Origin of the sequence: Oceanicoccus sp. KOV_DT_Chl (assembly GCF_900120175.1) — a bacterium.
Taxonomy (GTDB): Bacteria; Pseudomonadota; Gammaproteobacteria; order Pseudomonadales; family Dasaniaceae; genus Oceanicoccus.
Genome location: NZ_FQLF01000005.1, coordinates 126,912 through 151,389, shown reverse-complemented (window position 1 = coordinate 151,389; position 24,478 = coordinate 126,912). Strand labels below are relative to the sequence as shown.

Here is a 24,478-nt window from a genome sequence, read left to right as displayed (position 1 = left end):
CGTCTTAATTATGTTGGTAGCACAATGTCAGAATATATAACGCAGTTGCAGGCACAGGGCTTTACGGTTATCCCTGCGGTAGCGCCACTGGAAAAGCTTATAGATATTCGTCAGTTGACCGAAGAGATTGTTGAATACTCTGAGCAGCATCTGGAGGACCCTTTTGACTTGTATTACTTGCGTCACCGCAGTGATCAGGGCGTGTTATATGATTTGTTTCAGCGCCACCCTGAATTTCAGGATTTAGCCAAGAGTAGTGAGGTAATGAAAACGCTGGCCTCGGTATTGGGTGATGACATTTTTTTATACGAGAATAGTTTGGTTTATAAGCCGCCTGGTTGTGCTAATGCCGTGCCATGGCATCAGGATTTTATTTCGCGCCCAAATGAGCCAAAGAAATTTATTGTCTGGATAGCGATTGATGATGTCAGTGTCGAGAACGGTGCGTTAAAAGCAATTCCTGGGTCACATAAAGAAGGGTATTTACCTTGGTACCGGGTAAAAGGTGAGACCCATCATGATCGCGTCCAAGAAGAATTTATCCGCGGCCGTGAGGCCCGGTATTTGGAAATGAAAGCCGGAGATGCGTTGATTTTCGATGCAATGCTGTTGCACTCTAGTGATGAGTGTCATTCAGAACTGCCGCGAAGAGCCTATCGTATTTCATATCAAGGTTTCGATGCCATTCGCCCGCCAAGAGGGACCCCGGTTGTGGTCTATGGTGGTCGCCCAGATTCGTTGAGTAAAAAATATTCAGCTCCTAGGGTGGATAAACCTTCGTGGCGAGTGTTTATGAATAAAGTGGGGAAACGATTGGCTCGGCTTTAGGTTTTCGCTTTTACTTTAAGTCATGTATTAATTGCTTTAACCAAGAGTGCGGGTATCATGCATTCAGTAAAAAATTTAACAATTATGGAAAAATACTAATAACAGCAGGGATGTTTCTATTAATCAGACGGTTCACTTTTTTAACATTTAAACCTACCAATTGGCTTGGCTTTCAACCCTGCCGATTGAATATAATCCAAATAATAAGGTGAAAAAATGCATAAGTTTTATATTTTAACTATTGTTTTAATGGTGGCTTTAGCTACCGGGTGTTCAATTAATCATCCGGTGGCCAAAGAGTACGACCAGCATTTGGTAAAGTATGGGCAAGAGACAGTATTGCCCAAAGTCGATATGGAGGCAGAGTACATTGTTGCTGATGAAACCAAGAACCATAGTTATCAATTTCGGGCGGCGACCGTAGGCTATGCTCATGTGTGGATAGTTGAGTTTGGAGCGATTCTTGATAAAACTATACAGGCGGATTATGTGCAGTCAGCTTTTGGAAAATTAGAAAAAAGTTCAGGTGGCTCTGAAAGTGAAAGGTTAATAGCGTTTGAATTGGAGAGTTTTGAGTTTGAAAATTACCGAGCTTACGCTTCACTCAATATAAAAGTGATGCAAAGCGGTCAGCAAGTATTTAATAAAACCTACCGTTCTGCAGGTAGTTCTCAGGGCGGTCAAATGTGGATGGGCGGTCCGTTTGCTATGAAGAATGCCACCTTAAAATCGACTAAAAGTTCTGTCGATAAAATCCTGGAGCAGTTTATTAATGATTTGAATGCTGGGGTGTTGGCGTCTAAGTAATTACCTGCAAGTGGGGTGGTTTTTTTGAAACTGTAAAAAAATCTGGGTAACTGTCTATCATTAACCCCTCGCAGGAAGGATAGACAAATTATGAATAAAAAAGACCTGGAAGCTTTTGCGCGCGAAGCGGCAAAAGGTATTAAAACCGAACAAGACCTTAGAGTCATGCTCACCAAAGTCATGGTGGAAGCAGCCCTCAGCGCTGAGCTTGATGACCACTTGGGTTATAGCAAGCACGAACAATCAACCTCAGAGAATAGCCGCAATGGCGTCACGCGTAAAACCGTGCGTACGGAAGACGGTCAATTTGCGCATATAGGGGTCAGCGCATATAGGGGGCAGTTCTAACATTTAACAGTCTTCCTTTATGCCTATAACGCATTCAGTGTTTATTCCTTCTGGTAAATCAAAGGGGGTGTAGCAGGAGCGAATTTTTGTGGAGTGAGGTGCCAACGGTTTTTAGCAGGGGGCAGAGCAAATTTTGTAAACGGCACAAAATATTGGTCAGTCCCCGCACCATGCCGTGTCGTGCGGTGTTGGTGTCTGGTTTAATTTGACTTAATACGGACTTAAATTCCGCGCAAACAAAAAGGCCCGCAATTAAGCGGGCCTTTAAGCTGTTGGTATTCCAACAAGAATTTGGTAGCGAGAAGTGGATTTGAACCACCGACCCCATCATTATGAGTGATGTGCTCTAACCAGCTGAGCTATCTCGCCATAACTTTTATCTGGAAATAACCATTGGTTAGCTCCTAAAAAGAGGCGCGTATTCTGGCGATTTGGTCCGCTGCTGTCAAGTCGCTTTGGGGTTTTTGTTTACTGCTAGAGTGATGTTGCTGCTATTGCTGGGTGGTGGGCTAGGTCAAGGGGGCTTTGTGGGTGCACGGCGGGCTGCTGGTTGAATCGGTTAAGTTATGAGGGGACGATCCCCAATTTTCTGTTAGCGGCCATGCAGGCCACTAACAGAAATAATATGGCAGGCTTAGACGTTAAACTTGAAGTGGATTACATCGCCGTCTTTAACGATATAGTCTTTGCCTTCCAAGCGCAGCTTGCCTGCTTCTTTTGCGCCCTGTTCACCGTTGTATTGTACAAAATCTGCGTAGGACATGACTTCAGCCTTGATAAAGCCGCGCTGGAAGTCGGTGTGTATTACGCCGGCCGCTTGCGGCGCGGTTGCACCAATGGGGATGGTCCAGGCGCGCACTTCCTGTACACCAGCAGTGAAGTAGGTTTGCAATCCAAGTAGTTCATAGCCGGCGCGAATAACGCGGTTAAGGCCAGCTTCTTCCATGCCTAGATCTTCTAAAAACTCGGCTTTTTCTTCGTCGTCTAATTCGGCGATTTCGGATTCCAGTTTGTTGCAGATAGGTACTACGATCGCGCCTTCGGCTGCGGCCAGTTGTCTAACGGTTTCCAGATGCGGATTGTCTTCAAAACCGTCTTCATCGACATTGGCGATATACATGGTTGGCTTGGTGGTAAGCAGATGTAGACTTGGCAGCGCGTCTTGTTCGGCTTCGGTTAATACCAGTGTCCGGACCGGGTTGCCCTCGGCCAGGTGCGGGATTAATTTTTCGATCAGGCTTTTCTGTACGATGGCTTCTTTATCACCACCTTTGGCACTGCGGTTGACGCGCTGTAATTGTTTTTCAACGCTATCGAGGTCGGCCAGAGCGAGTTCCATATTAATAATGGTAATGTCTTCAGCGGGATCAATTTTATTGGCTACGTGAATAATATTTTCATTTTCAAAACAGCGGACTACGTGGGCGATGGCATCGGTTTCGCGAATATTGGCGAGAAACTTATTACCCAGTCCTTCGCCTTTGGAGGCGCCTTCAACTAGGCCGGCAATGTCTACAAATTCCATGGTGGCGGGAACCACCCTTTCCGGTTTTACAATGTCGGCCAGTTTGTCCTGGCGTGGATCGGGGATAGGCACGATACCAGCGTTAGGTTCGATGGTGCAGAAAGGAAAATTGGCTGCATCTATTCCTGCTTTGGTCAGTGCATTAAAGAGAGTTGATTTACCCACATTAGGTAAGCCGACAATGCCACAATTAAATCCCATAATATTTCTCGCTATAGTGTTCGCTGCTGACGTCGGTTACTGGCGTCGCGCAAGTAGTGTTACGCTTTAAAGGTGTGTAAATAATTCATCGCTTTAGCCCAATCCCCGTTGATGGCATCAGGGAGTACGCGGATTGATTCATCAATAGCATCCAGCATTTTTTGATGATCTGCCTGTGGGGCTTTGCTAAGTACATAGCCGCTGACTTTATCGGCTGAGCCGGGGTGGCCGATACCGATGCGTAAGCGGTGAAAGTTTTTGTTGTTTGCGCTGTGGCTAATAATGTCGCGCAACCCGTTGTGGCCGCCGTGGCCTCCGCCTTGTTTAAAGCGTGCAGTGCCAGCTTCAATATCCAGCTCATCGTGGGCGACTAAAATTTCTTCTACCGCCACTTTATAAAAATTGCAGAGTGCGGCGACCGCTTGGCCGCTACGATTCATAAAGGTGGTGGGAATGACCAGACGAATATCGTGGCCATCCAGATTAATGCGTCCGGTGAGGCCGAAGAACTTACTTTCCGGTGTTAAGTTGCCGCCTTGTTGGCGTGCCAGCTCTTCTACAAATATTGCGCCAGCGTTGTGGCGGGTGTCTTCGTATTCACGGCCTGGGTTGCCTAAGCCAACAATTAATTTAATGCTGCTCACCGGTGGATCCTGTTTCTTACAATGCTAAAAAATAAAGAGTGTAAACGAAAAATGGGGACTGAGTCCCCATTTCTATACTGCCAGGCACTGGAAGATTAATCTTCTGCAGGTGCTTCGCCTTCATCTGCATCAGTCGCTGCTTCTTCATCATCTTCTGAACCGCCGCCACGAGGAGCATTAACTGCGGATACCAGTAGATCGTGATCTTCACCGTGAGCCAAGGCTACGCTTTCAACACCAGTTGGTAAGGTTAGGTCTGACAGGTGAATATTTTCACCGGTGCTCAGACCAGCCATATCAACCTCGATGTATTCGGGTAGGTCTTTAGGTAAGCAGCTAACTTCGATGTCGTTAAGTGCGTGCGAAATAGTACCGCCTTCCATTTTTACACCATGACAGATATCTTCATTGATGAAGTGCAATGGTACGTGCATGGTGATTTTGGTAGAGGCATCAACGCGTAATAAATCGATGTGCATAACAGAATCTTTGGCTGGGTGGCGTTGCATGTCTTTAACAACAACTTTCTGTACTTTACCGTCCAGGTTTAAATCGACGATGCTGGTAAAAAACGCTTCGTTCTGAATGAGCTTAGCGATTTCGTTAGTAGCACAAGTTAGCGGTGCTGGTGCATCAGAGCCACCGTAAACGATACCCAGTACTTTGTTTTCCAGACGACGTAGGCGGCGGCTCGCACCTTTCCCTAAGTCGGTTCTGGACTCTGCATTGATAGTAAATTCGCCAGACATAATAAGTCTCCTTTAATAAGCGAAAAACACATCACGCCTGCGACCAGCAATGATGTGGATTGCGAAGCAATCCGGGAAACTGTGGTCAGAGCTAAAGATCTGACCCCGAATCCCTGACTTCTTCAGGGTTACCCGCTTTCATTATGAAAGCGGGCGGTTAAAAACGTTTTGTCCTGCTGTTCTATTTAGCGAAACAGCGCGCTAATAGACTCTTCATTACTCACTCTGCGAACCGACTCAGCTAATAAGTTAGCCATAGTTAACACGCGAATTTTATCGCAGGCTTGAGCTTCGGTGGTTAGCGGGATGGTGTCGGTAACGACTAATTCATCCAGTTGTGAGTTGTTTAAATTATCCAGAGCTTTACCTGATAGGACCGGGTGCGTGGTATAGGCAACGACTTTGGCAGCGCCGTGTTCTTTCAGGGCGGCGGCGGCTTTACATAAAGTGCCCGCTGTATCGACCATATCGTCGACCAGAATACAGGTGCGGTCTTTAACTTCACCGATGATGTGCATGACCTGCGCTTCGTTGGCCTGCGGACGACGTTTGTCGATAATCGCCAAATCACAGTCATCTAATTGTTTGGCGACAGCGCGGGCGCGTACTACGCCACCGATATCCGGTGATACGACTACCATGTTTTCATAATTTTGCGAATTAATATCGTCTAGCAGCACAGGTGAGCCGTAAACGTTATCTACTGGCACATCGAAAAAGCCTTGAATTTGTTCGGCGTGCAGGTCTACGGTTAATACCCGGTCTACGCCTACACCTGTCATCATGTCGGCAACGACTTTGGCACTGATGGGAACCCGTGAAGAGCGTACCCGGCGATCCTGGCGTGCGTAGCCAAAGTAGGGGACTACAGCGGTGATGCGGCCAGCGGAAGAGCGACGCATGGCATCGATCATGACAATCAATTCCATTAAATTGTCGTTGGTAGGCTGACAAGTAGGCTGGATAATAAAGACATCGGCACCACGAACATTCTCGTTAATTTCTACGGCGATTTCGCCATCGCTAAACTTGGTCACGTCGGCATCGCCTAGTGGAACATGCAACTGGGCGGCAATCATCTGTGCGAGTTGTGGGTTGGCGTTGCCAGTAAAAACCATCAATTTGGACACGGTGTAGTTCCTGTGTAGTTCCTGTTTGTTGATTGAGCGAGTTGTCTGTTGCGTGTTCTAACCGGGGGAAGGGGAGAGCTGGGGTATGCCCGAGCTGAATGTGGTGCCCTTGGCCGCCAGCTTTGGTGGGGGGTTAAGCCCACGTTGCTGTGTTACTTCAGTAAAACAGCCGATATTACTTAAGCTGGGACGATGCGGGTGGCTTTTTCACCCAGTTGTTTCACCCAACGTGTGCCATTTATCATTGCTGCTTAGGCATATTGGCGAAACCTGTATCGGTTGGAACGCTGTATCTGTCTATAGCGTGTGCTTAATAGATGAACAGTGCTCTTAACCAGCGTTCACAGTAGCCAATGGCACACTGTAAAATTGGCTGGGGCGGAAGGATTCGAACCTACGAATGCCAGGATCAAAACCTGGTGCCTTGCCGCTTGGCGACGCCCCAATAAACTTTTGGGTGGTTACATTAAGTTGAGCGACCGGTGGGTGGGAGAAATATTCACCCCTTTGGCGACGAAACCGTGTAAACCGACTGGCAAATGCTGCAGTAATTGTTGTGCTGATTGTTGATCAGGGAAACAAGCAAAAACACAGGCACCGGTGCCAGTTAAGCGAGCGGGAGTGTGGTTTGGGCTGTGGCTGCTAAGCCAATTTAAAGCTGACTCCACTTGAGGATACAGCACCCTAACAACTGCCTCACAATCATTGCGATGGCCCTGCTCGAAAACGGCGGCTATTGTGATGGGAGAGGTGTCCCGTGTCAATTGTTTGTGGGAAAAAATTTCTGCTGTGGACACACTGCAGTCTGGCTTGGCCACAAAGTACCAAGTTTCAGCAATTTCAATAGCTTGCAGTTGCTCGCCGACACCTTCCGCCCATGCTGAATGACCGCGGACAAACACCGGCACGTCGGCTCCCAGTTGCAGCCCCAGCGTGGCTAGTTGATCGAGGTCCAGACCTAATTGCCACAAGTGATTTAGCGCTAGTAGGGTGGTCGCTGCATTGGAGCTACCGCCGCCGATACCCCCTCCCATGGGGAGGATTTTATCCAGCCAGATGTCGATGCCGAGCGGGGATTGGCTGTGAGATTGTAATAAACTGGCCGCTTTCACGATTAAATTGTGTTGCGGTTCGACCCCGCTAAGCTCGGAATGCAGCTGAATTTGGCTATCGTCACGCAGCTGAAAATGCAGGGTGTCGCCATAATCCAGCAACTGAAACAAAGTCTGTAATTGATGATAACCATCAGCGCGTCGGCCGGTGATGTGCAACATCAGATTGAGTTTGGCCGGTGATAGCAAGCTTAGTCGTGTCATTACAGTTGGCACTGGCTGGGGAGCTGCCAGTCTTTAATAATCAGGGTGACAGATAAGGGTGATGCGCCACTGAACGGGATGGGGTCCAGATGAGTGGCTTTCAGTTTAGTGGGTAGCTGGTAGCTATCAATGGCGGTAAAACGCGGAAAGTTGAGTTGCCACTGCTGTTGTTCAAAATCATAGTCAGTGTTGCCAGGCTGAAACGGACTGGTGGGCGCAGGGATGCCACGCACCCAAAAGTGCAGCTGTGATAGCGGCAGCGTCCAGCCTAGTTGCTCGAACAGTAATTGCTCGGGGCTGGCGGCGGTAAATATCTGGCCGTCACTGGTTTGCAAGGATGTTATTGACGCATCACCAAAGAGCTTGGCAGCGCCTTGCCCCAGAGGGCCGGTGAGACGAATTTCAAATTGTTGGCCGCACTGGTGCCAGTTGAGGTAAGCGCTTTCGGCTTGGTCGCCATGGCGCCAACCTATTTTGCCGCTGATTTGCCAGTGCTGAATATGGCTATTGGCTGCCAGTGCTTGCTGCCCTGCTGGTGTAACCGTCGGTAACTGGCTACACGCTGAAAGTAGTAAGCAGGCGGCGAGTACTATCCGGTGGCGTATTGTGGCAAGAGCGAGCACAGTCATTATTCGTTTGTGAGGCTAGTAGCTGGGGTGCTGGTCAAACGGTTGATCGTTTCGGTAAGTATGGGGCTGTTAGGTGTCTTTTTCAGCGCTTGCTGCCACAGGGCATTTGCTTGTTCTGTCTTGCCAAGTTGCCATAACACTTCCCCTAAATGGGCAGCCACTTCGTGGTCCTGGAAGGCCTGATAGGCCTGTTGTAATAATGTAAGCGCTTGTTGCAGGTTGCCGCGCTTATATTCAACCCAGCCTAGACTATCCAAAATAGCCGGGTCACCAGGTTTGGCCGCCAGTGCGCGGCTAATTAACTGGAACGCTTCATCGAGACGTTCTGTGCGATTAGCCAGCACATAACCAAGAGCGTTAAGGGCGGTGGCATTGTCTGCATCCTGTGCGATGATTTCACGCAGGTCCTGCTCCATCGCAGCCAAATCGCCAAGCTGCTCGCTAAACATCGAGCGGGTATAGAGCAAGCTACCTTGTTGTGGGTAGATCAGCAGCGCCTCAGTGAGTAATTCAAAGCCCTGTTGGGGCTGACGGGTAGACATTAATAATTCTGCCTCCAATAAATACAGGCGCACAGCGTGCTCGGGATACTGCTGCCGCAGGGCGGTGAGATATTCGCGAGCCGTGTCCTGACGGCCCTGCTTTAGGTACAGGCTAGTAATACGACTGCTTGCGGCCAGAAAATCGGCGCCAGGTGGGATTAACCGGTAATACTCAATCGCTGCCTGCCAATTCTGGTTCAGTTCGGCGAGTTGGCCCAAGTAGTAATAGGATTCAGTGGTGCGCTGGCCAGAAGCTAGCAACCGTTGAAAATAGCTTTCAGCGTCGTCGAGTTGATCAGTTTCTTTGCTAATTAAGCCTAGCGATAGTAATAGATCCGGGTCATTGGGGGCCATATTCAATAGGATTTCAAATTGTTGTTTGGCTTTGACAATATCTTTGGACATCAGCAGGCGAGCATATTGCAATCTCAGTCGGCGGTTATTCGGGTATTGTTTGACTACCACTGACAGGCGTTGGAAGGCTTCGCCTTCGCGTCCCAGTTGTTGCAGTAATCGCGCCTCAACAACTACCGCGTGTAGATCTTTATTATCCAGTTTTAGTACTTCGCGGATCAGTTTTAGCGCGGCTTCGGTTTCATCCCGTTGCTGAAGTAATAATGACTTTGCCGTCATTAGCTGGGTGTTGTCAGGGTGCAGAACCAATAAACGATCGATTTCAGCTTCCATCGTATTGCGGTTGGTCTCAGGTAATGGCAGAGCGCTGGCGGCGATAGCGGCAAAATTGGTTTTACCGTCTTGCTCTAACACTATGGCCATATGTACAAGTGCTTCCAATGGCCGCTTGTTCTCAGCCAAGATAGTGGCAAGGGTATATTGGGCTTCCGTATTGTCTGGTTCCAGCTCTACCCATAATTGAGCCGCATCCAGTGTTGCATTATCGGCATTAAGAAATTGTGCCAGCCTGGTGGCGCGAGCGGTAACGCCGGGGTCGCGAGTCTGATGCGCTTGTTGTAGATAATTGCCCAGCGCTAAATCGTAGCGGCTGCGACGCACCGCAAATTCAGCCACCAGCAAATCATGAAAGCTATCACCGGGGAATGGACGGCTGGGTATTTCAGCGCTATCTGTCGCTATGGTGGCTTGTTTTTCTGTTGCTACGTCTGCTGTTTGCGGTGCGGGTGCGCTTGCACAGCTGGCTAGGATTAATAGCATTGGGATCAACGCAAGTCGCCAATAGTGTTTTGGCAAAAACGATGAACAGTGCTGGAGAGTTAGGCGATACTGGTTAGAGTAAGCTGGTGAATTGGTGATGTGCATTCCACGTTGATCCTAATTATTCAGCCGATATGATGACGGCAATAGTCATTGAGTGCAAAGCTTTGGACCTTAGCAATCCACTTTTTATCGCTTACTTGTTAGAATTGTGCGCTTTTTGGGATTCAGCAGTGGCATAATTCGTCTCTTTGGCCCCGTGTTGGGGGTGGTGAGTCCTTTCTGTTACTCCCTTTTTACTATTAATAAAGTGTGAACGTCTATATGTTGTCGTCACACTTGGGCAGTCAGGCTGCCAGTTTCGGAGTTTGTTAGACCGTTCTATGGCATTAATCGCGTTAGGTATTAATCATAAATCAGCCCAGGTAGCCCTGCGTGAGCGGGTGGCGTTTGCGCCTGAGCAAATGTCGGAGGCACTGACAGATGCCATGCAGGATGCTGGTGTCAATGAAGTAGTGATTTTGTCTACCTGTAATCGTACCGAGGTGTTCGCTATTCTGGCGGTGGATAGTGTTGAGGCCGAGCAACAGTTACTGGCCTGGCTGGCCGGCTACCATCACATTCCTTTGACCGAATTAAACGATCATTATTATGCCTACCATGAGCAGCAGGCCCTGCATCACATGATTCAGGTGACCAGTGGTCTGGATTCAATGGTGTTGGGGGAGCCGCAGATTTTCGGACAAATGAAATCTGCGTTTGTGGTGGCGCAGGAAGCGGAGTCGGTGGGTAGTGAGTTTTCGCGCATTTTCCCCCACGTATTTTCGGTGGCAAAAAAAGTACGCACGGATACTGCCATCGGTGAAAATCCTGTGTCGGTAGCCTATGCGGCGGTGAGCTTATCGCATCATATTTTTTCTGATCTATCAAAAACCCGTGCTTTGTTAGTGGGTGCAGGTGAAACAGTTGAGTTAGTCGCCAGACATTTATCAGAAAATGGTGTGAATGACATTGTGGTGGCTAACCGAACGCTGGGACGCGCCAGAGAATTAGCACAGCGTTTCGGTGCCGAAGCCGTACTGCTATCGGAAATCCCTGAGCAGCTAATCAATGCGGATATTGTGATTACTTCTACCGCTAGTCAGCTACCTATATTGGGTAAAGGCGCAGTCGAGCACGCATTAAAAATGCGCAAGCACCGACCGATTTTAATGGTTGATATTGCCGTGCCAAGAGATATCGAAGAGCAAGTGGGTGAGTTAGACGATATTTATTTATACACGGTGGATGATCTCACCGAAATTGTGGATGAAAACAAACGTAGCCGTGAATCAGAAGCACGCAAAGCTGACAAAATTATTGCTGCCGGCATTGAAAATTATTTACAGCAATTAAAATCCTTAAACGTGGTAGAAACATTAAAACAGTATCGCAGCCAATCAGAGCAGGCCCGTGATATTGAACTGGAAAAAGCCTTAAAGTTACTAGCTAAAGGTGATGACGCTGAACAGGTATTAACCCAGTTGGCGCGTAATCTCACTAATAAGTTTATGCATAAGCCCAGTATAGAAATGAAAAAAGCCAGTGTCGCCGGGCGTGAAGACTTAATCAGCTGGGCACATGATTTATTCGGTTTAGCTAGCGATGAAAAACCGAATGTGAATGATAAAGAGTAATTAAATCGATATGAAAGAATCTATTGTTAATAAACTGGATCATCTGGTTGATCGTCATGAAGAGCTGGGGGCATTACTCAGTGATGGTGAGATCATCAGTGATCAGGATAAGTTTCGCGCCTTGTCCAAGGAATACTCGGAAGTGGAGCCGGTGGTCAAATGTTACGGTGACTACCAGCAGGCGCTGGAGGATATTGAAGAGGCGCAGGCATTGTTGAAAGACGGCGATGCCGATATGCGTGAAATGGCGCAGGAAGAATATGCGGGCGCCAAAGGGCGCCGTGACGAACTGGAAGAGGAATTGCAGACGTTATTACTGCCTCGCGATCCTAACGATTCCAGTAATGTGTTTTTGGAAATTCGTGCCGGTACCGGCGGTGATGAGGCGGCAATTTTTTCCGGCGATTTATTTCGTATGTATAGTCGTTATGTTGAAACAAAAGGCTGGCGTATAGAAATTATCAACCAGCGCGAAGGTGATCATGGTGGTTTTAAAGAAATCATTGCCCGTATTATTGGTGTCGATGTGTACGCGTATTTAAAATTTGAGTCGGGCGCTCACCGGGTGCAGCGGGTGCCCGAAACTGAATCCCAGGGGCGTGTCCACACTTCGGCTTGCACTGTGGCGATCATGCCGGAAATTGATAGCGTTAATGAAATTGAAATTAATAAAAATGATTTGCGAGTGGATACCTTCAGGGCGTCTGGTGCCGGTGGTCAGCACGTTAACAAAACGGATTCAGCGATTCGGCTAACCCACATCCCTACAGGAATTGTGGTGGAGTGTCAGGACGAGCGGTCACAACATAAAAACCGTGCACGGGCTATGTCATTATTGCAATCCAGAATACTGACCGGCATTCAGGATAAGCAGCAGCAGGAGCAGGCCGACGAACGGCGCAGCCTGGTCGGTAGTGGTGATCGATCAGAACGCATTCGCACTTACAATTATCCGCAGGGCCGGGTTACCGATCACCGTATTAATTTAACGCTTTATAAGTTGGATGATGTGATGGAAGGTGCTTTGGGTGAAGTGATTGATCCTTTGCGCAACGAGTATCAGGCCGATCTGCTTGCGGCCATGGCGTCAGATTAAAGCGATGGCAACCGTTGCGCAATTGCTAGCAATGCGGCAACAGTTGACCGCTATCAGTGACACTGCAGCGGTAGATGTTGAATTGTTGTTATGCCATTGCCTACAGAAACCGCGCAGTTATTTACGCACCTGGCCCGAGGCAGAAGTGGCTGATACCCAGCAGCAGCAATTTCAGCAATTATTGCAACGCCGTCAACAAGGCGAGCCGGTAGCACACCTCATTGGTGAGCGGGGGTTTTGGACGTTGGATTTACAGGTCAACCCGTCCACGCTAATTCCGCGCCCGGAAACCGAATTATTAGTCGAAAAAATCCTGCAGTTATTCGCTGCCGATACCACTACTGAATTATTGGACCTGGGTACTGGCACCGGTGCGATTGCTTTATCAATAGCCAGCGAGCGCCCGCAATGGAAAATAGCGGCCTGTGATATACAGCCAGCAGCGGTGGCATTGGCTGAAACCAATCGACAGTGCACTGGTTTGGAAAATGTCTGTATTTTTCAATCTAACTGGTTTGACCAGGTTCAGGTGCGGCAATTTAATGTGATTGTCAGCAACCCGCCTTATATCGATGTAAATGATGAAAACTTAAACGTCGGTGATGTACGCTTTGAACCGTTGTCGGCGTTAGTGGCGGATAACAAAGGCTTGGCGGATCTGGAAATGATTATTCAGCAGGCGCCTGATTACTTAGCCAGAGATGGCTGGCTGCTGGTTGAGCATGGATATCAGCAAGGCCCAGCGGTTAGCAATTTGTTATTGTCACGTGGATTTACCGAGGTGTTTACCGACCAGGATTTGGCGGGGCATGACCGCATCAGCGGCGGCCAATGGTGGAGGGGTTAGGTAATGAATGATGAGCAACTATTGCGTTACAGTCGTCATATTATGCTGCCGGATTTTGATTACGAGGGGCAGCAAAAATTGCTGGCTGCCAAAGTCTTAATCATTGGCTTGGGGGGCTTGGGCTCGCCGGTAGCGTTGTATTTAGCCGCGGCGGGGGTGGGTGAACTCTGGCTGGCAGATTTTGACTGTGTGGATCTTTCCAATTTGCAGCGGCAAATTGCGCACGGCATGGAGGATATTGGTCGCCCAAAAGTCATTTCAGCGCGGGAGGCGATGAAGGCGTTAAATCCGGATATTATAGTGGATGCCATCAGCGAAAAATTGGATGGCCAAATGTTAGGTGATGCCGTTGCTAAAGTGGATTTGGTGGTGGATTGCACGGATAATTTTGCCACTCGCTTTGCGATCAATCGCGCCTGTGTTGAATATAAAAAACCGTTAGTCTCTGGTGCTGCGATTCGCAGTGAGGGACAGGTGATCGTCTTTGATAGTCGTGATTCGGCAAGCCCCTGTTACCGTTGTCTCTATGATGATGCCGCTAATGAAAATTTAAGTTGCTCCGAGGCAGGGGTGCTATCGCCGCTGGTGGGTATGGTAGGCTCGATGCAGGCGCTGGAAGTAATAAAAATAATAAGTGGGTTTGGTCAGTCTTTGCTTGGTCAATTAGTGCTAGTCGATGCGAAGACCATGGAGTGGCGGCGCCTGACAGTGACCAAAAGTGCTGATTGTCCGGTTTGCGCGATTAATGAATAGATTGCAACTTCTACAGTAAAATACAGTCTCATTCGTTCAGTTTTTACTAAGACTATTATAGCCACAGATATAAAGGAGTGCGGTATGGGTGCGGTGGTAGAGAAGTACTGGGTCATACATCATCAGTTATTCAACCGGCTGAATCTATTAGAGGGTTTGCGCCCTTGTTGCTACGCTTGTATCTGGTGCCGATTTTGTGGATGGCGGGTACTCATAAAATTGATCTGACTACCTTGATGCCCTTTGCCAGCACCGTTGCCTGGTTTGGTAATCCTGATTGGGGATTGGGCTTACCGCTACCCACATTGATGGCCTTTTTGGCGGGTTGGACGGAAATTTTAGGCGCTGTCTTTTTGGCCGTCGGTTTTGCGGTACGCTGGATATCGCTGCCATTAATCGCGACGATGGTTGTTGCTGCGCTCACCGCTCACTGGGAGTTTGGTTGGCAGGCTATTGCAGATCCCAGCGCTCCCTTTGCCAATGAGCGGGTAGTGGAAGCAGCTGCGCGACTGGATGAAGCCAAGGCGATTTTAAAGCAATATGGCGACTATCAGCGTTTGACCGAGAAGGGATCTATAGTGATGCTGAATAACGGTATTGAGTTTGCGACCACCTATTTTGTGATGTTGCTGTCATTATTGTTTACTGGGGGTGGGCGTTATACCAGTGTCGACTATTGGTTGTGCAGGCGGTTTATGTCCTAGTTTAACTCTTACTGTGGGGGTAACTGATTAAGCTTGGATCATCTGGCTGGGTTTAGTGTTAGAATGCCCGCCTTCGTAAATAGTGAGATAAAAGCATTGATTGGTAAGTTATTCGGTAAGAAAAAAGCGGGTGTCGTTAGCGATTCTCAAAGTAAGCCTCAAACAGTAGAGGCTGCGTCAAAATCCCCTTCAGCAAAATCGACTGCGCCCAAGTCGTCTAGTCAAAAACCCCGGGATCGTAAAAGTCACGCTAAATCAGCTGCGCAGCCGCCAGCTAAAGTGTGGACGGTGGATCAATTTCCTGTCCCTGAAGTTGAGGGTAAAACCCGTTTTCACGATCTGGGTCTCGATGATCGTTTGATGCATGCTATTGCCGATTTGGGCTTTGAGTATTGCTCACCTATTCAGGCGGGTGTGTTACCGCAAACCTTGCAAGGTCATGATGCAATTGGTAAGGCGCAAACCGGTACTGGTAAAACGGCAGCATTTTTAATTACTATTATTAATGATTTGCTTAATAACCCTATTGAAGATGAGCGCTATGTGGGTGAGCCGCGAGCTTTGATTATCGCGCCCACTCGCGAGTTGGTGGTGCAGATTGGCGAAGATGCGAAGCTTCTTACTAAATATACTGGTTTAAATGTCGCGACCTTGATAGGTGGCATGGATTATCAAAAGCAATTAAACCAGTTGAAACATTCTTTGGTCGATATTGTGGTGGCCTCACCTGGTCGTTTACTGGATTTTCAGAGTCGTCAGGATTTGTTTTTGGACCAGGTAGAATTTTTGGTTATTGATGAAGCCGATCGTATGCTGGATATGGGGTTCATCCCTCAAGTGCGTCGCATTGTACGCAGCACGCCGCATAAAGAAAGCCGACAAACATTGTTGTTCAGTGCAACTTTTACCGATGATGTGCTGAGTCTTACCGAGCAGTGGACTTACAATCCATTCAAGCTGGAAATTGAACCTGATAGTGTGGCAACCGATACCGTTGACCAAAAGGTTTATATTATTTCTGCTGATGAAAAATATACTCTGCTGAAAAATATTGTGAAAACGCCAGAGGCCAGCAGTGTTATTGTATTTGCCAATCGCCGTGATCAAACCCGTAAGTTGTATGAGCGTTTGCGTAAAAGTGGTTTTAAGTGCGGTATCTTATCCGGTGAAATTCCACAAAATAAACGATCGCAAACGTTGCAGCGTTTTAAAAATGGCGAATTGCAGGTGTTGGTTGCTACCGATGTGGCGGGGCGCGGTATTCATGTGGATGGTATTAGCCATGTGGTGAATTACACCTTGCCTGAAGACCCTGAGGATTATGTACACCGCATAGGTCGTACTGGCCGTGCTGGTGCTTTAGGGACTTCGATCAGTTTTGCCTGCGAAGATGATGCGTTTTTATTGGGGCCATTGGAAGAAATGCTGGGTAGTAAATTAAGTTGCCAACAGCCGCCAGCGGAATTATTAGAAAAATAACCGTTTCATATATTTGCGGTCGATTTACTCGCAGTTTTGCTGTAATTGTTCCGTCCAATAAGCCGTCGCACCACAGACGGCGATTGGCATAATAATAAAGTTAATAATAGGGATCATGGTACCGACCATAACACCGGCCCCAAACCCGAGCGACGTCATTCGTTGCATTTTTATCGCTTTCTTCATCGCCGCAAAACTTTGTTGGTGGTTATCCATAGGGTAGTCGCAGTATTGAATCACCATCATCCAGCTGCCTAATAGAAACCATAGCACTGGTGCGGCGACATTAATAACTGGAATAAAACTGATAATGAGTACCAGCAAGGCCAGTGGCAGGTAATACAGTAGTTTGGATATTTCGCGGCTAATACTCTTGGGGAAAGAGAGCAGCGCTTGCAACGTTGTTTCATAGCCCACCACTTCTTTACCGGTTAATAGCTCTTCGGTTTTTTCGGCGAGTAAGCCATTAAAGGGTGAGGCAATGAGATTGGCAACGATGCTAAAGCTGTACATGACTACAGTAAGAATCAAAATGACTGCCACTGGCCATAAAATCCAGCGTAAAAAGTCCAGCCATTGCGGCATCCAATCAATAGCCCAGTCGATCCAGGTGCCGAATTGGGTGAAACTGTAATTAATCAGCAGGCCGAAAATAAGCGTGTTTATTAGTAGTGGGGCGATGACAAAAAGCCGTATACCAGGCTTGCGAATTAATTCAAACCCTTGAACGAGATAATTAAACCCCAGTGTAGGACTATTGTTCATGGTTATTTGATCTCTTTACTCAATTTTTGGGCTGCGGTAGCGCAGGTTTTACAAATGCAGCGTTTGCTGTTGTTGCTTTGATTGGCCTTGAAAATAAGGGCTTTAGGAATAACGGTCTGTTGGCACCAGCAGTCTTGCGCTTGTGGATTGCTGGCGACAGCACACAGATTTGGCTTTGCGCACAGTGGGCAAGAGGTGGTGTCTGTCGTTCTCATCAACTAGGGTCCCGTGGCTAGCCGTAAAAGACTGCGATTGTAGACTGTCGCTATGATAGTACCAATCGCAATGTAATATTTCACTGTCTGCAGCAGTAATGCAGAGGCATAAGGGTGGTGATTGGGAGTTGCAGTGATGGGGTAGGGGTTATTAAGTAGCGGTTGGATATTGATTATTATGAAAACGGTCGCTTTGTAGTCAGGGATTTGTGAAATACTCTTTCACAAACTAAACTTTGTAGTTAGGTGAGGGTTTATATTGAATAACTACTTAAGCATAAAGTTGCCGGATATATCGCCATGAGGTCGCTACGCCCACGCCTAAGACGCTCTCATTTAATGATTCAAGTGTTTTGCCTGGTGGTTTCTCCGCTGGTTTTTGCCGCGGGAGACGTTGCGCAAGAGGAGGCGCGGCTTAAGTCAGCCTACCTATTTAACTTCGGCAAGTTTATCCAGTGGCCAGAAGGGGAAGCGACTAACCTCCGCTACTGCATTTTGGGTGCGCCCAAGGTGTACAACTACCTCAAGGAGGCTGATGGCCGAAAGCTAAACAATAAAACCCTTGAGGTTGTTGAGCTGACCTCGAAGGCAACAGTATCCAGCTGCAATCTCGTCTACGCAAGTCCTGAGTTGTTACAAACGCTGCCATCATGGCAGTATTCAAATACAGTTTTAGTCACTGATAAAACCAATAATCGTCAATCACCTGCGGTCATAGAATTTGTAGTTATCAATGATAAGTTGCAGTTCACGGTGAATCTATCTTTAGCTCGCCAGTTGGAAATTACAATTAGCGCTACACTATTAAAGCTGGCAATACAGGATCAGTCGGAGACGCAAAAGTGAAATTTATATTCGCTACCGTTATGGCTTTATTACCTACTTTAGCAGGGGCTGATGACGAGTTAGCGTTGTTTGATTTGTCTTTGGAAGAATTGATGCGAGTTCCTCTCTCGGTCTCGGCGCGCAAACGTGATGAGAAAATGCAAGATGTACCCGTGGCCGTCACTGCATTCGATAGCAAGGCTATTCGTCATCGTCATTTATGGGAAATTACTGATATTGCTAGTCACACGCCTAGTATGACTAGCACTTACTCATCCAGTAGTGCCTCTAATACGCGCATTTTTTTGCGAGGGCTGGGTCAGGGTGAGTCGTCAGTACCTACGGCTGAAGCTGCGGTTGGTCTGTATATCGATAATGTTTATGTTGCACGTTTAAATGGTAGTAACTGGAAGCTATTCGACGTTGCTCAAATTGAAGTATTGCGAGGTCCGCAGGGAACCTTGTATGGCCGCAATAGCACCACCGGTGCCCTTAAAATAATGACTAATGCGCCAACAGAAAAGTCAGCGGCATCGTTAACGGTAAGTGCTGGTTCGCGTAGCCTGAAGGAATATCAGTTGGTCGCTAGCGGGTCTTTGATTGAGCAGCAATGGTTGGGTCGTATTGCATTGATACACTCCGATCAAGAGAGCTATATCGATCGTTATGACAGTGCTATGGGGAAGGTTGAAGAGGATCTTGGTGATCGTGGTTATCAAGGGGGGCGTTTAACACTGGACTATGTTGGTTCGCAAGCGCTTGACGCTAGAATTAATGTTTACCAGATAGATGACGATGGCGATGGTCTATATGTCACCCCGATCAATGCTAATACGCAATCGTTAGCTGCTAATGACCTGTATTCAACGCTAACCAGTCAGCAGCAATTTAGCGATGTATCCCAGTCCGGCGCGTCTTTACACCTTGATTGGACGCTGGCCTTTGCTGAAGCTAAATCCATTACTGCTTATCGCACAGTTGAGGATAAACGCTTAACCGATATTTCGGGGCAGGACAGTTGGTATATTGATCAGATGGTTGATACCGAGCAATATACTCAGGAGTTTCAATTATCCAGTAACAACGTCAATAGTAAACTTCAGTGGATAACTGGAATGTTTTTTTTGTATGAAAATAATTCGGCAGATTTACTTAACACTTTGTTTGGGGGGGCGGTTACCAGTCGTCAGGTGTACGATGTTGAAACCAAATCTTATGCCGCTTACGGGGAGATTAATTACCAGACTAGTAATTCGCTGGAGTTTACGTTGGGTGGTCGTTTTACTCGCGACAATAAAGAATTCCTTGGTAGTACTACAAACACCGGAGGTGTATTTACCGATGGTAGTGCCAATTTAAAAGAGACGTTTAATAGTTTTACGCCTAAGGCAGCCATTGATTACACGGTTAACGATAATGCGAGTCTTTATATTTCTGCGGCAAAGGGCTTTAAGGCGGGCGGTTTTCAGGGCCGTGGTTTTCAGGGCGACGATTTGAATCAATCCTTTGATCCTGAAGAGGTCTGGACCTACGAAGTGGGCCTCAAGCAGCAGTGGGTAGAGCAGCGCCTGCGTTTTAATATCACTTATTACTATAATGACTTTAAGGACCTGCAGCTTAATTCTTTAAATCCTGTCAGTGGCGGTACCATTATTCAGAATGCGGCCGAAGCTTCCGTGCAGGGGCTTGAACTTGAATTGTCTTATGTGCCGACGATGCACTTACAGCTCTATGGTAATTTCGCTACGGCCAATGGTGATTATAAAAAACTATCACCGGATATCAGTAATGTTACGCCGGATAGTGATATCGCTGAAACGCCGTCGGTTAGTTCCACGCTAGGTTTTGACTATACTATTCCGGTAAAATTGGGCGGCGAGTTTATTATCGGTGGGGACTATCAGCACCGTAGTCATTCGTATCCGGGGAGTGCAAATGTGCCGTCAATAATGGTTCCTCGGTTAGATTTATTTAATGCCTTTATTAATTACACATCAGCGAATAAGGTCTGGGATATAGGGTTGTACGGTAAAAATCTTGGTGACAAAGAGTATCACTTTACCGGTTTCTCGTTTAGTAATTTCGAGTCTGTTTATGCTGCTGAGCCCCGCACGATTCGACTTACAGGTACTTATCGATTTTAAATTTTGTGACTGTGGCATGAGTTTTAATTCATCAGTTGATGGTCGTCTGCCAGTCTCTGTCCTGATAAATAAATAGTTAGGTAAAAACCCGTTGTTCAGTAATGCATACAGCCATAAGTAAAATGAAAGAACTGTCCGGTTGCTAATTGGATGTGACAGGTTTTTGCTTTGGTTTGCTAAGGTGACAGGCTTAAAAAGCCATGCAGCGGTTAGTTATCTACTGCATCTGTTTCGATCCAGTCAGTCAATCCATATTTCGCTAAAATTTTATCTAAGTCTCCCTGTTTTCTTAGTTGCTTCAGACCTTCGTCCAGAATGGCCACATAATCGTGGGATTTTGGGTTGGCTGGTGAGCAGGCCAGATAAATTTTACTTGTTACATCGGCTTCGCCTGCAAAAACAAATTGATTTAGCCATTGTTGTTTTTCAATGGTAGCGTTAATTACAGTTCGAGAACCCAATAGCGCACCTATCTCGCCATTCTTCAATGCCCTCATGTTTTCTTCCAGTGGAAATTTCCCGCGAGCTATGCTGATGCGCTGTGGATTGTTTTGGTATTGGTTTATGTACGCAGTGATCTCATCACTATATTCATAGCCACCGATAACGCCGAAGCGGATAGTGTGTAGAGATTCAATCCCGTTATAAAGCCACGGGTCAGCCTTGCGTTTTATAAAGATTGTCTGGTCAACCCCTTGATGGGTGGATGGGAAAATAAAATCCGGTGCTTCGCTTTTATAGGCACCAATCACGCAATTTTTCTTGCCCTCTCTTGTCAGGCGTAGAGCCCGCTCCCAGGACATGATTTGATAGTCAACAGTGTGGCCTGCCTGGCTAAAAACCCGGTTGGCAATTTCGATGATATAGCCTGGCTTAGGTGATTCGGGGATACCGTTATAGGGGTACCAGCGGTCAGCTACCAGCGTTATATGGTCGGCCTTGGAGGGGATTGAAAGTACAAGCAGTGCGCAAGCTAAAAAAGTGTTGGTGGTCTGCAGTAGCGACTTCGATATTTTCATGGCCAAAGAGTATGTCAAAGTACTCAAAAGCTGCCTAGTAGAATTTATGGCATATGTGTACCAGTTCCAGCTATGTGATACGGGTTATATTCGCTTAATAGAGGGATGTTTGCTGCAGCTAAGGCGAGTAGTTCATAACAACTTCGGGTATAATCCCGCCTTTTTGTAGATTCGGTAAATAGTTGAGGGTCGATGGACGTTAAACAGTATATGGCAGAGGTGGGCGCCAAGGCGCGTCGTGCTTCCAGGGCAATGGCGGCGGCGGACACTGCGGTTAAAAATAAGGCTTTATTGGCGATGGCGACTGCGCTCGAGGCCGGCCGGCCGGAGTTATTAACCGCCAACCAAAAAGACATGGATAGCGGCCGCGCCAATGGTTTGGATGCGGCCTTGTTGGATCGTCTGGAGCTGACTGATGCGCGTATAGATACCATGATTGAAGGCTTGCATCAGGTTGCTAATCTGGCGGACCCTGTCGGTCAGGTGACGGATCTCAAACATCGGCCCAGTGGTATTCAGGTGGGCTCCATGCGGGTGCCTTTAGGGTCATCGGTATTATTTATGAGTCGCGTCCTAACGTTACTGTTGAGGCTGCCAGCCTGTGTTTAAAATCGGGAAATGCCACGATTTTACGCGGGGGGTCAGAGGCGATTCATTCCAATCAGGCGATTGCGGCTTGTATTGATCAGGGCTTGGCCGCGGCCGGTTTACCTGAAGATGCAGTACAGGTCATCGCTACCACTGATCGCGCTGCGGTGGGTGAACTCATCACCATGGATAAGTACGTCGATGTGGTCGTGCCACGGGGTGGCAAAGGCTTGATCGAGCGTATTTCAAAAGATGCCACGGTGACAGTGATCAAGCATCTGGATGGTATCTGTCATGTCTATATCGATGAGCAGGCGGATTTGGATAAAGCCTATGCGATTGCAATCAATTCGAAAACCCACCGCTACGGCACCTGTAATACCATGGAAACTCTGCTGGTAGCTGAAGAGGTGGCGGCGCAGATTTTGCCTCGTTTAGCTGATGGTTTTGCGGCTGCTGATGTTGAGTTACGCGGTTGTGAGCAGGCTTGCGCTATATTGCCGGGGATTAATAAGGCGACTGAGGATGACTGGAGTACGGAATATCTGGCGCCTATATTGTCGATCAAAGTCGTGTCTGGCCTGGATCAAGCTATCGAGCATATCAACCATTATAGTTCGCAACATACCGACTCGATTGTGACCGAAAATTACAGCCGTGGCCGACGCTTTTTACGTGAGGTGGACTCCAGCTCAGTAATGATCAATGCGTCGACCCGCTTTGCTGATGGTTTTGAATACGGATTGGGCGCCGAAATTGGTATCTCCACCGATAAGATCCATGCCCGTGGACCAGTAGGTTTGGAGGGGCTGACCTCGCAGAAGTATGTGGTACTCGGTGATGGCCATATTCGTGCTTAGTAACAGGTTTGCTGAGAGTAGCGTTGGCACGCAATGGCTGAGTTGAAAACCGTCGCCATCTTCGGTGGTACTTTTGATCCGGTGCATAACGGTCATGTGCAGTCGGCGCTGGAGTTAAAACAGATATTGCAGCTGGACGAATTGCGCTTACTGCCCTGTCATATACCGCCGCATCGCCAATCGCCGGGGGCCAGTAGTGAACATCGATTAAACATGGTGCAGTTGGCATTAGCGGGCAGCGATCTGACCGTGGATGATCGTGAGTTACGTCGCCAAAGGCCGTCCTACAGCGTAGAAACGCTAGAGCTTTTACGGCAGGAATTGGGCGAGTATGTCTCCCTAAGCTGGGTGATGGGTGTCGATGCGTTCGCGCAGCTGGATAGCTGGCATCATTGGCAGGATTTATTAACGCTGGCACATATTATTGTTATGGCGAGACCCGGTGAGGTGTTGCCGACACTGGGGCCAATTGCGCAATTAAAAGCGCAGTATCAAACAGAGCAAGCTGACACGTTACGGCAACAGGCGGCCGGTGCCATTTATTGCATTGAGCTGACCCAGTACCCGGTGTCTGCCACCGAGATTAGATCGGGGCTGGCGCAACGGCAGTGGCGGGACAGTGATTTACCCGCTGGCGTACTACACTATATTCAACAACATCAGCTGTATGCTGATAATGAAAAACCCTAGAGGAAACAAACATTGCGTATGAAAGCAGAGCAAATTAAAGAAATAGCCCTGGAGGCTTTGGATGACTTAAAAGGTAAAGACGCTCTCACTATCGATGTGCGGGAAATGACGGATATGACTGACTATATGGTGATCTGCACCGGTACATCCAATCGTCATGTAAAGTCGTTGGCCGATCATGTTGCCCTGGAGTTGAAAAAGAAGGGGTGTCCTGCATCCAGTATTGAAGGAGATGATGCCGCTGCTGAGTGGGTACTGGTGGATTTTGGCGATGTGGTGGTGCATGTGATGCTGCCGGATACCCGGGATTTTTATGATTTGGAACGATTGTGGTCGGTCCCTGCTGCATAAGAGAAAACACTACGCTTTCAGAAAACAATAATACAGGTGTTGGGCTTTTGGTTTATTTTGATCCGATAAATGGCATTCGCTTAATTGCTGTAGGCACACTCTAATGCGCATTCGCTTAATCGCTGTGGGCACCAAGATGCCCTCCTGGGTAGAGCAGGGGGCGGAGGAATATACCAAGCGCCTGCCGCCGGAACTTAAGTGGGAACTGAAGGAATTGGCGCTAGGTCAGCGTGGAAAAGGTGCTGACATTCAGCGAGCGATTAATACTGAAGGTCAGCAAATGCTGGCGGCGATTGGTCAGCACGATCATGTCATTGCATTGGATGTCAAAGGCAAGCCCTGGAGTACCGAGCAGTTGGCCCTGGAGCTCCAGGACTGGCAGCGCGAGGGGCACAATATCAGTTTGTTGGTGGGTGGGCCTGACGGTTTGGCAGGTGAATGTTTGCTGCGAGCAAACAAACGCTGGTCGCTATCGCCACTTACGTTGCCACATCCCTTGGTAAGAATTGTCCTCGCTGAGCAACTTTATCGCGCTTGGGCAATCAATAATAATCATCCCTATCATCGTTGAAAG

Annotated in this window: 24 protein-coding genes, 2 tRNA genes and 1 pseudogene; 15 read left to right on the top strand and 12 right to left on the bottom strand. The window is 47.8% G+C overall.

Annotation, left to right across the window (positions count from 1 at the left end; genetic code table 11):
• Nucleotides 1-24 precede the first annotated feature (24 nt).
• The 3 genes from UNITIG_RS18060 to UNITIG_RS18050 all read left to right on the top strand — a co-directional run bounded on the left by UNITIG_RS18060 (nt 25) and on the right by UNITIG_RS18050 (nt 1,983).
• Nucleotides 25-828, top strand: coding sequence for a phytanoyl-CoA dioxygenase family protein (locus tag UNITIG_RS18060; protein ID WP_101759757.1), 804 nt, complete (start codon nt 25-27; stop codon nt 826-828).
• 216 nt (nt 829-1,044) lie between these two features.
• On the top strand, nt 1,045-1,635 hold the full coding sequence (locus UNITIG_RS18055; RefSeq protein ID WP_101759756.1) for a hypothetical protein: 591 nt from the start codon (nt 1,045-1,047) through the stop codon (nt 1,633-1,635).
• A 90-nt stretch (nt 1,636-1,725) separates the two neighbouring features.
• A complete protein-coding gene (locus UNITIG_RS18050) occupies nt 1,726-1,983 on the top strand; it encodes a transposase (RefSeq protein ID WP_200821373.1) in 258 nt (85 codons plus the stop codon).
• A gap of 292 nt (nt 1,984-2,275) precedes the next feature.
• On the opposite strand, the gene UNITIG_RS18040 is transcribed toward UNITIG_RS18050, so the two are convergent.
• The 9 genes from UNITIG_RS18040 to UNITIG_RS18000 all read right to left on the bottom strand — a co-directional run bounded on the left by UNITIG_RS18040 (nt 2,276) and on the right by UNITIG_RS18000 (nt 9,892).
• Nucleotides 2,276-2,352: transfer RNA gene (locus UNITIG_RS18040), tRNA-Met, on the bottom strand.
• A gap of 265 nt (nt 2,353-2,617) precedes the next feature.
• Entirely contained in the window at nt 2,618-3,709 is a 1,092-nt protein-coding gene (ychF, locus tag UNITIG_RS18035) for a redox-regulated ATPase YchF (RefSeq protein WP_101759754.1), read from the bottom strand.
• A 59-nt stretch (nt 3,710-3,768) separates the two neighbouring features.
• Entirely contained in the window at nt 3,769-4,353 is a 585-nt protein-coding gene (pth, locus tag UNITIG_RS18030; RefSeq protein WP_101759753.1) for an aminoacyl-tRNA hydrolase, read from the bottom strand.
• A gap of 95 nt (nt 4,354-4,448) precedes the next feature.
• Nucleotides 4,449-5,102, bottom strand: coding sequence for a 50S ribosomal protein L25/general stress protein Ctc (locus UNITIG_RS18025; RefSeq protein WP_101759752.1), 654 nt, complete (start codon nt 5,100-5,102; stop codon nt 4,449-4,451).
• A 185-nt stretch (nt 5,103-5,287) separates the two neighbouring features.
• On the bottom strand, nt 5,288-6,232 hold the full coding sequence (locus UNITIG_RS18020; RefSeq protein ID WP_200821372.1) for a ribose-phosphate pyrophosphokinase: 945 nt from the start codon (nt 6,230-6,232) through the stop codon (nt 5,288-5,290).
• 370 nt (nt 6,233-6,602) lie between these two features.
• Nucleotides 6,603-6,677, bottom strand: a tRNA-Gln gene (locus tag UNITIG_RS18015).
• A gap of 16 nt (nt 6,678-6,693) precedes the next feature.
• Entirely contained in the window at nt 6,694-7,548 is an 855-nt protein-coding gene (gene ispE / locus UNITIG_RS18010) for a 4-(cytidine 5'-diphospho)-2-C-methyl-D-erythritol kinase (RefSeq protein WP_101759751.1), read from the bottom strand.
• Entirely contained in the window at nt 7,548-8,171 is a 624-nt protein-coding gene (gene lolB, locus UNITIG_RS18005; RefSeq protein ID WP_159931206.1) for a lipoprotein insertase outer membrane protein LolB, read from the bottom strand. Before lolB ends, ispE begins: the two co-directional genes overlap by 1 nt.
• A 5-nt stretch (nt 8,172-8,176) precedes the next feature.
• Nucleotides 8,177-9,892, bottom strand: a complete 1,716-nt coding sequence (locus UNITIG_RS18000) for a tetratricopeptide repeat protein (protein WP_235015489.1) — start codon at nt 9,890-9,892, stop codon at nt 8,177-8,179.
• A gap of 383 nt (nt 9,893-10,275) precedes the next feature.
• Between UNITIG_RS18000 and hemA the strand changes: the two genes are divergently transcribed.
• From hemA to rhlB, 6 genes are all read left to right on the top strand, one after another.
• Nucleotides 10,276-11,568 (top strand): glutamyl-tRNA reductase, encoded by a 1,293-nt coding sequence (hemA, locus tag UNITIG_RS17995; protein WP_101759748.1) that lies wholly within the window; start codon nt 10,276-10,278, stop codon nt 11,566-11,568.
• A 10-nt stretch (nt 11,569-11,578) separates the two neighbouring features.
• Entirely contained in the window at nt 11,579-12,664 is a 1,086-nt protein-coding gene (gene prfA, locus UNITIG_RS17990) for a peptide chain release factor 1 (RefSeq protein ID WP_101759747.1), read from the top strand.
• Nucleotides 12,665-12,668: 4 nt separating this feature from the next.
• The gene (gene prmC, locus UNITIG_RS17985; protein ID WP_101759746.1) at nt 12,669-13,511 is read left to right on the top strand and encodes a peptide chain release factor N(5)-glutamine methyltransferase; all 843 of its coding nucleotides are present in this window, start codon (nt 12,669-12,671) and stop codon (nt 13,509-13,511) included.
• A 3-nt stretch (nt 13,512-13,514) separates the two neighbouring features.
• Nucleotides 13,515-14,264, top strand: a complete 750-nt coding sequence (locus UNITIG_RS17980; RefSeq protein ID WP_101759745.1) for a molybdopterin-synthase adenylyltransferase MoeB — start codon at nt 13,515-13,517, stop codon at nt 14,262-14,264.
• A 77-nt stretch (nt 14,265-14,341) separates the two neighbouring features.
• Nucleotides 14,342-14,968 carry a DoxX family protein gene (locus tag UNITIG_RS17975; RefSeq protein ID WP_235015488.1) on the top strand — a complete coding sequence of 209 codons (627 nt, stop codon included), beginning with the start codon at nt 14,342-14,344 and terminating at the stop codon, nt 14,966-14,968.
• A gap of 63 nt (nt 14,969-15,031) precedes the next feature.
• Nucleotides 15,032-16,447 carry an ATP-dependent RNA helicase RhlB gene (gene rhlB / locus UNITIG_RS17970; protein ID WP_101759744.1) on the top strand — a complete coding sequence of 472 codons (1,416 nt, stop codon included), beginning with the start codon at nt 15,032-15,034 and terminating at the stop codon, nt 16,445-16,447.
• A 24-nt stretch (nt 16,448-16,471) separates the two neighbouring features.
• On the opposite strand, the gene cysZ is transcribed toward rhlB, so the two are convergent.
• On the bottom strand, nt 16,472-17,212 hold the full coding sequence (cysZ, locus tag UNITIG_RS17965; RefSeq protein ID WP_101759743.1) for a sulfate transporter CysZ: 741 nt from the start codon (nt 17,210-17,212) through the stop codon (nt 16,472-16,474).
• A 2-nt stretch (nt 17,213-17,214) separates the two neighbouring features.
• Nucleotides 17,215-17,427, bottom strand: a complete 213-nt coding sequence (locus UNITIG_RS25760) for a cysteine-rich CWC family protein (RefSeq protein WP_101759742.1) — start codon at nt 17,425-17,427, stop codon at nt 17,215-17,217.
• A gap of 300 nt (nt 17,428-17,727) precedes the next feature.
• Between UNITIG_RS25760 and UNITIG_RS17955 the strand changes: the two genes are divergently transcribed.
• Together UNITIG_RS17955 and UNITIG_RS17950 are read left to right on the top strand one after the other, a co-directional pair.
• Nucleotides 17,728-18,273, top strand: a complete 546-nt coding sequence (locus UNITIG_RS17955; protein ID WP_101759741.1) for a YfiR family protein — start codon at nt 17,728-17,730, stop codon at nt 18,271-18,273.
• Nucleotides 18,270-20,396, top strand: coding sequence for a TonB-dependent receptor (locus tag UNITIG_RS17950; RefSeq protein WP_101759740.1), 2,127 nt, complete (start codon nt 18,270-18,272; stop codon nt 20,394-20,396). The genes UNITIG_RS17955 and UNITIG_RS17950 overlap by 4 nt, the downstream gene beginning before the upstream one ends.
• Before the next feature lie 209 nt (nt 20,397-20,605).
• Here UNITIG_RS17950 and UNITIG_RS17945 read toward each other — a convergent pair whose 3' ends face one another.
• Nucleotides 20,606-21,415 carry an ABC transporter substrate-binding protein gene (locus tag UNITIG_RS17945; protein ID WP_101759739.1) on the bottom strand — a complete coding sequence of 270 codons (810 nt, stop codon included), beginning with the start codon at nt 21,413-21,415 and terminating at the stop codon, nt 20,606-20,608.
• 192 nt (nt 21,416-21,607) lie between these two features.
• Here UNITIG_RS17945 and UNITIG_RS17940 point away from each other — a divergent pair.
• The 4 genes and pseudogenes from UNITIG_RS17940 to rlmH all read left to right on the top strand — a co-directional run bounded on the left by UNITIG_RS17940 (nt 21,608) and on the right by rlmH (nt 24,475).
• Nucleotides 21,608-22,863: pseudogene (locus UNITIG_RS17940) on the top strand (glutamate-5-semialdehyde dehydrogenase).
• 33 nt (nt 22,864-22,896) lie between these two features.
• The gene (gene nadD / locus UNITIG_RS17935; protein WP_101759738.1) at nt 22,897-23,553 is read left to right on the top strand and encodes a nicotinate-nucleotide adenylyltransferase; all 657 of its coding nucleotides are present in this window, start codon (nt 22,897-22,899) and stop codon (nt 23,551-23,553) included.
• An 18-nt stretch (nt 23,554-23,571) separates the two neighbouring features.
• Complete coding sequence (gene rsfS / locus UNITIG_RS17930) at nt 23,572-23,904, top strand: ribosome silencing factor (RefSeq protein WP_101759737.1); 333 nt, start codon at nt 23,572-23,574, stop codon at nt 23,902-23,904.
• Nucleotides 23,905-24,007: 103 nt separating this feature from the next.
• Nucleotides 24,008-24,475: a 23S rRNA (pseudouridine(1915)-N(3))-methyltransferase RlmH gene (gene rlmH, locus UNITIG_RS17925; RefSeq protein ID WP_101759736.1), complete on the top strand. Its 468-nt coding sequence runs from the start codon at nt 24,008-24,010 to the stop codon at nt 24,473-24,475.
• The last annotated feature ends 3 nt before the right edge of the window (nt 24,476-24,478 follow it).

Excerpts from the sequence above, each read along its gene's own strand:
- UNITIG_RS18060 (WP_101759757.1), top strand. The coding sequence starts at position 25 with ATGTCAGAATATATAACGCAGTTGCAGGCACAGGGCTTTACGGTTATC.
- UNITIG_RS18055 (WP_101759756.1), top strand. The coding sequence starts at position 1,045 with ATGCATAAGTTTTATATTTTAACTATTGTTTTAATGGTGGCTTTAGCT.
- UNITIG_RS18050 (WP_200821373.1), top strand. The coding sequence starts at position 1,726 with ATGAATAAAAAAGACCTGGAAGCTTTTGCGCGCGAAGCGGCAAAAGGT.
- ychF (WP_101759754.1), bottom strand. The coding sequence starts at position 3,709 with ATGGGATTTAATTGTGGCATTGTCGGCTTACCTAATGTGGGTAAATCA.
- UNITIG_RS18025 (WP_101759752.1), bottom strand. The coding sequence starts at position 5,102 with ATGTCTGGCGAATTTACTATCAATGCAGAGTCCAGAACCGACTTAGGG.
- ispE (WP_101759751.1), bottom strand. The coding sequence starts at position 7,548 with ATGACACGACTAAGCTTGCTATCACCGGCCAAACTCAATCTGATGTTG.
- UNITIG_RS18000 (WP_235015489.1), bottom strand. The coding sequence starts at position 9,892 with ATGCTATTAATCCTAGCCAGCTGTGCAAGCGCACCCGCACCGCAAACA.
- hemA (WP_101759748.1), top strand. The coding sequence starts at position 10,276 with ATGGCATTAATCGCGTTAGGTATTAATCATAAATCAGCCCAGGTAGCC.
- prfA (WP_101759747.1), top strand. The coding sequence starts at position 11,579 with ATGAAAGAATCTATTGTTAATAAACTGGATCATCTGGTTGATCGTCAT.
- prmC (WP_101759746.1), top strand. The coding sequence starts at position 12,669 with ATGGCAACCGTTGCGCAATTGCTAGCAATGCGGCAACAGTTGACCGCT.
- UNITIG_RS17980 (WP_101759745.1), top strand. The coding sequence starts at position 13,515 with ATGAATGATGAGCAACTATTGCGTTACAGTCGTCATATTATGCTGCCG.
- rhlB (WP_101759744.1), top strand. The coding sequence starts at position 15,032 with ATGCCCGCCTTCGTAAATAGTGAGATAAAAGCATTGATTGGTAAGTTA.
- cysZ (WP_101759743.1), bottom strand. The coding sequence starts at position 17,212 with ATGAACAATAGTCCTACACTGGGGTTTAATTATCTCGTTCAAGGGTTT.
- UNITIG_RS25760 (WP_101759742.1), bottom strand. The coding sequence starts at position 17,427 with ATGAGAACGACAGACACCACCTCTTGCCCACTGTGCGCAAAGCCAAAT.
- UNITIG_RS17955 (WP_101759741.1), top strand. The coding sequence starts at position 17,728 with ATGAGGTCGCTACGCCCACGCCTAAGACGCTCTCATTTAATGATTCAA.
- UNITIG_RS17945 (WP_101759739.1), bottom strand. The coding sequence starts at position 21,415 with ATGAAAATATCGAAGTCGCTACTGCAGACCACCAACACTTTTTTAGCT.
- nadD (WP_101759738.1), top strand. The coding sequence starts at position 22,897 with ATGGCTGAGTTGAAAACCGTCGCCATCTTCGGTGGTACTTTTGATCCG.
- rsfS (WP_101759737.1), top strand. The coding sequence starts at position 23,572 with ATGAAAGCAGAGCAAATTAAAGAAATAGCCCTGGAGGCTTTGGATGAC.
- rlmH (WP_101759736.1), top strand. The coding sequence starts at position 24,008 with ATGCGCATTCGCTTAATCGCTGTGGGCACCAAGATGCCCTCCTGGGTA.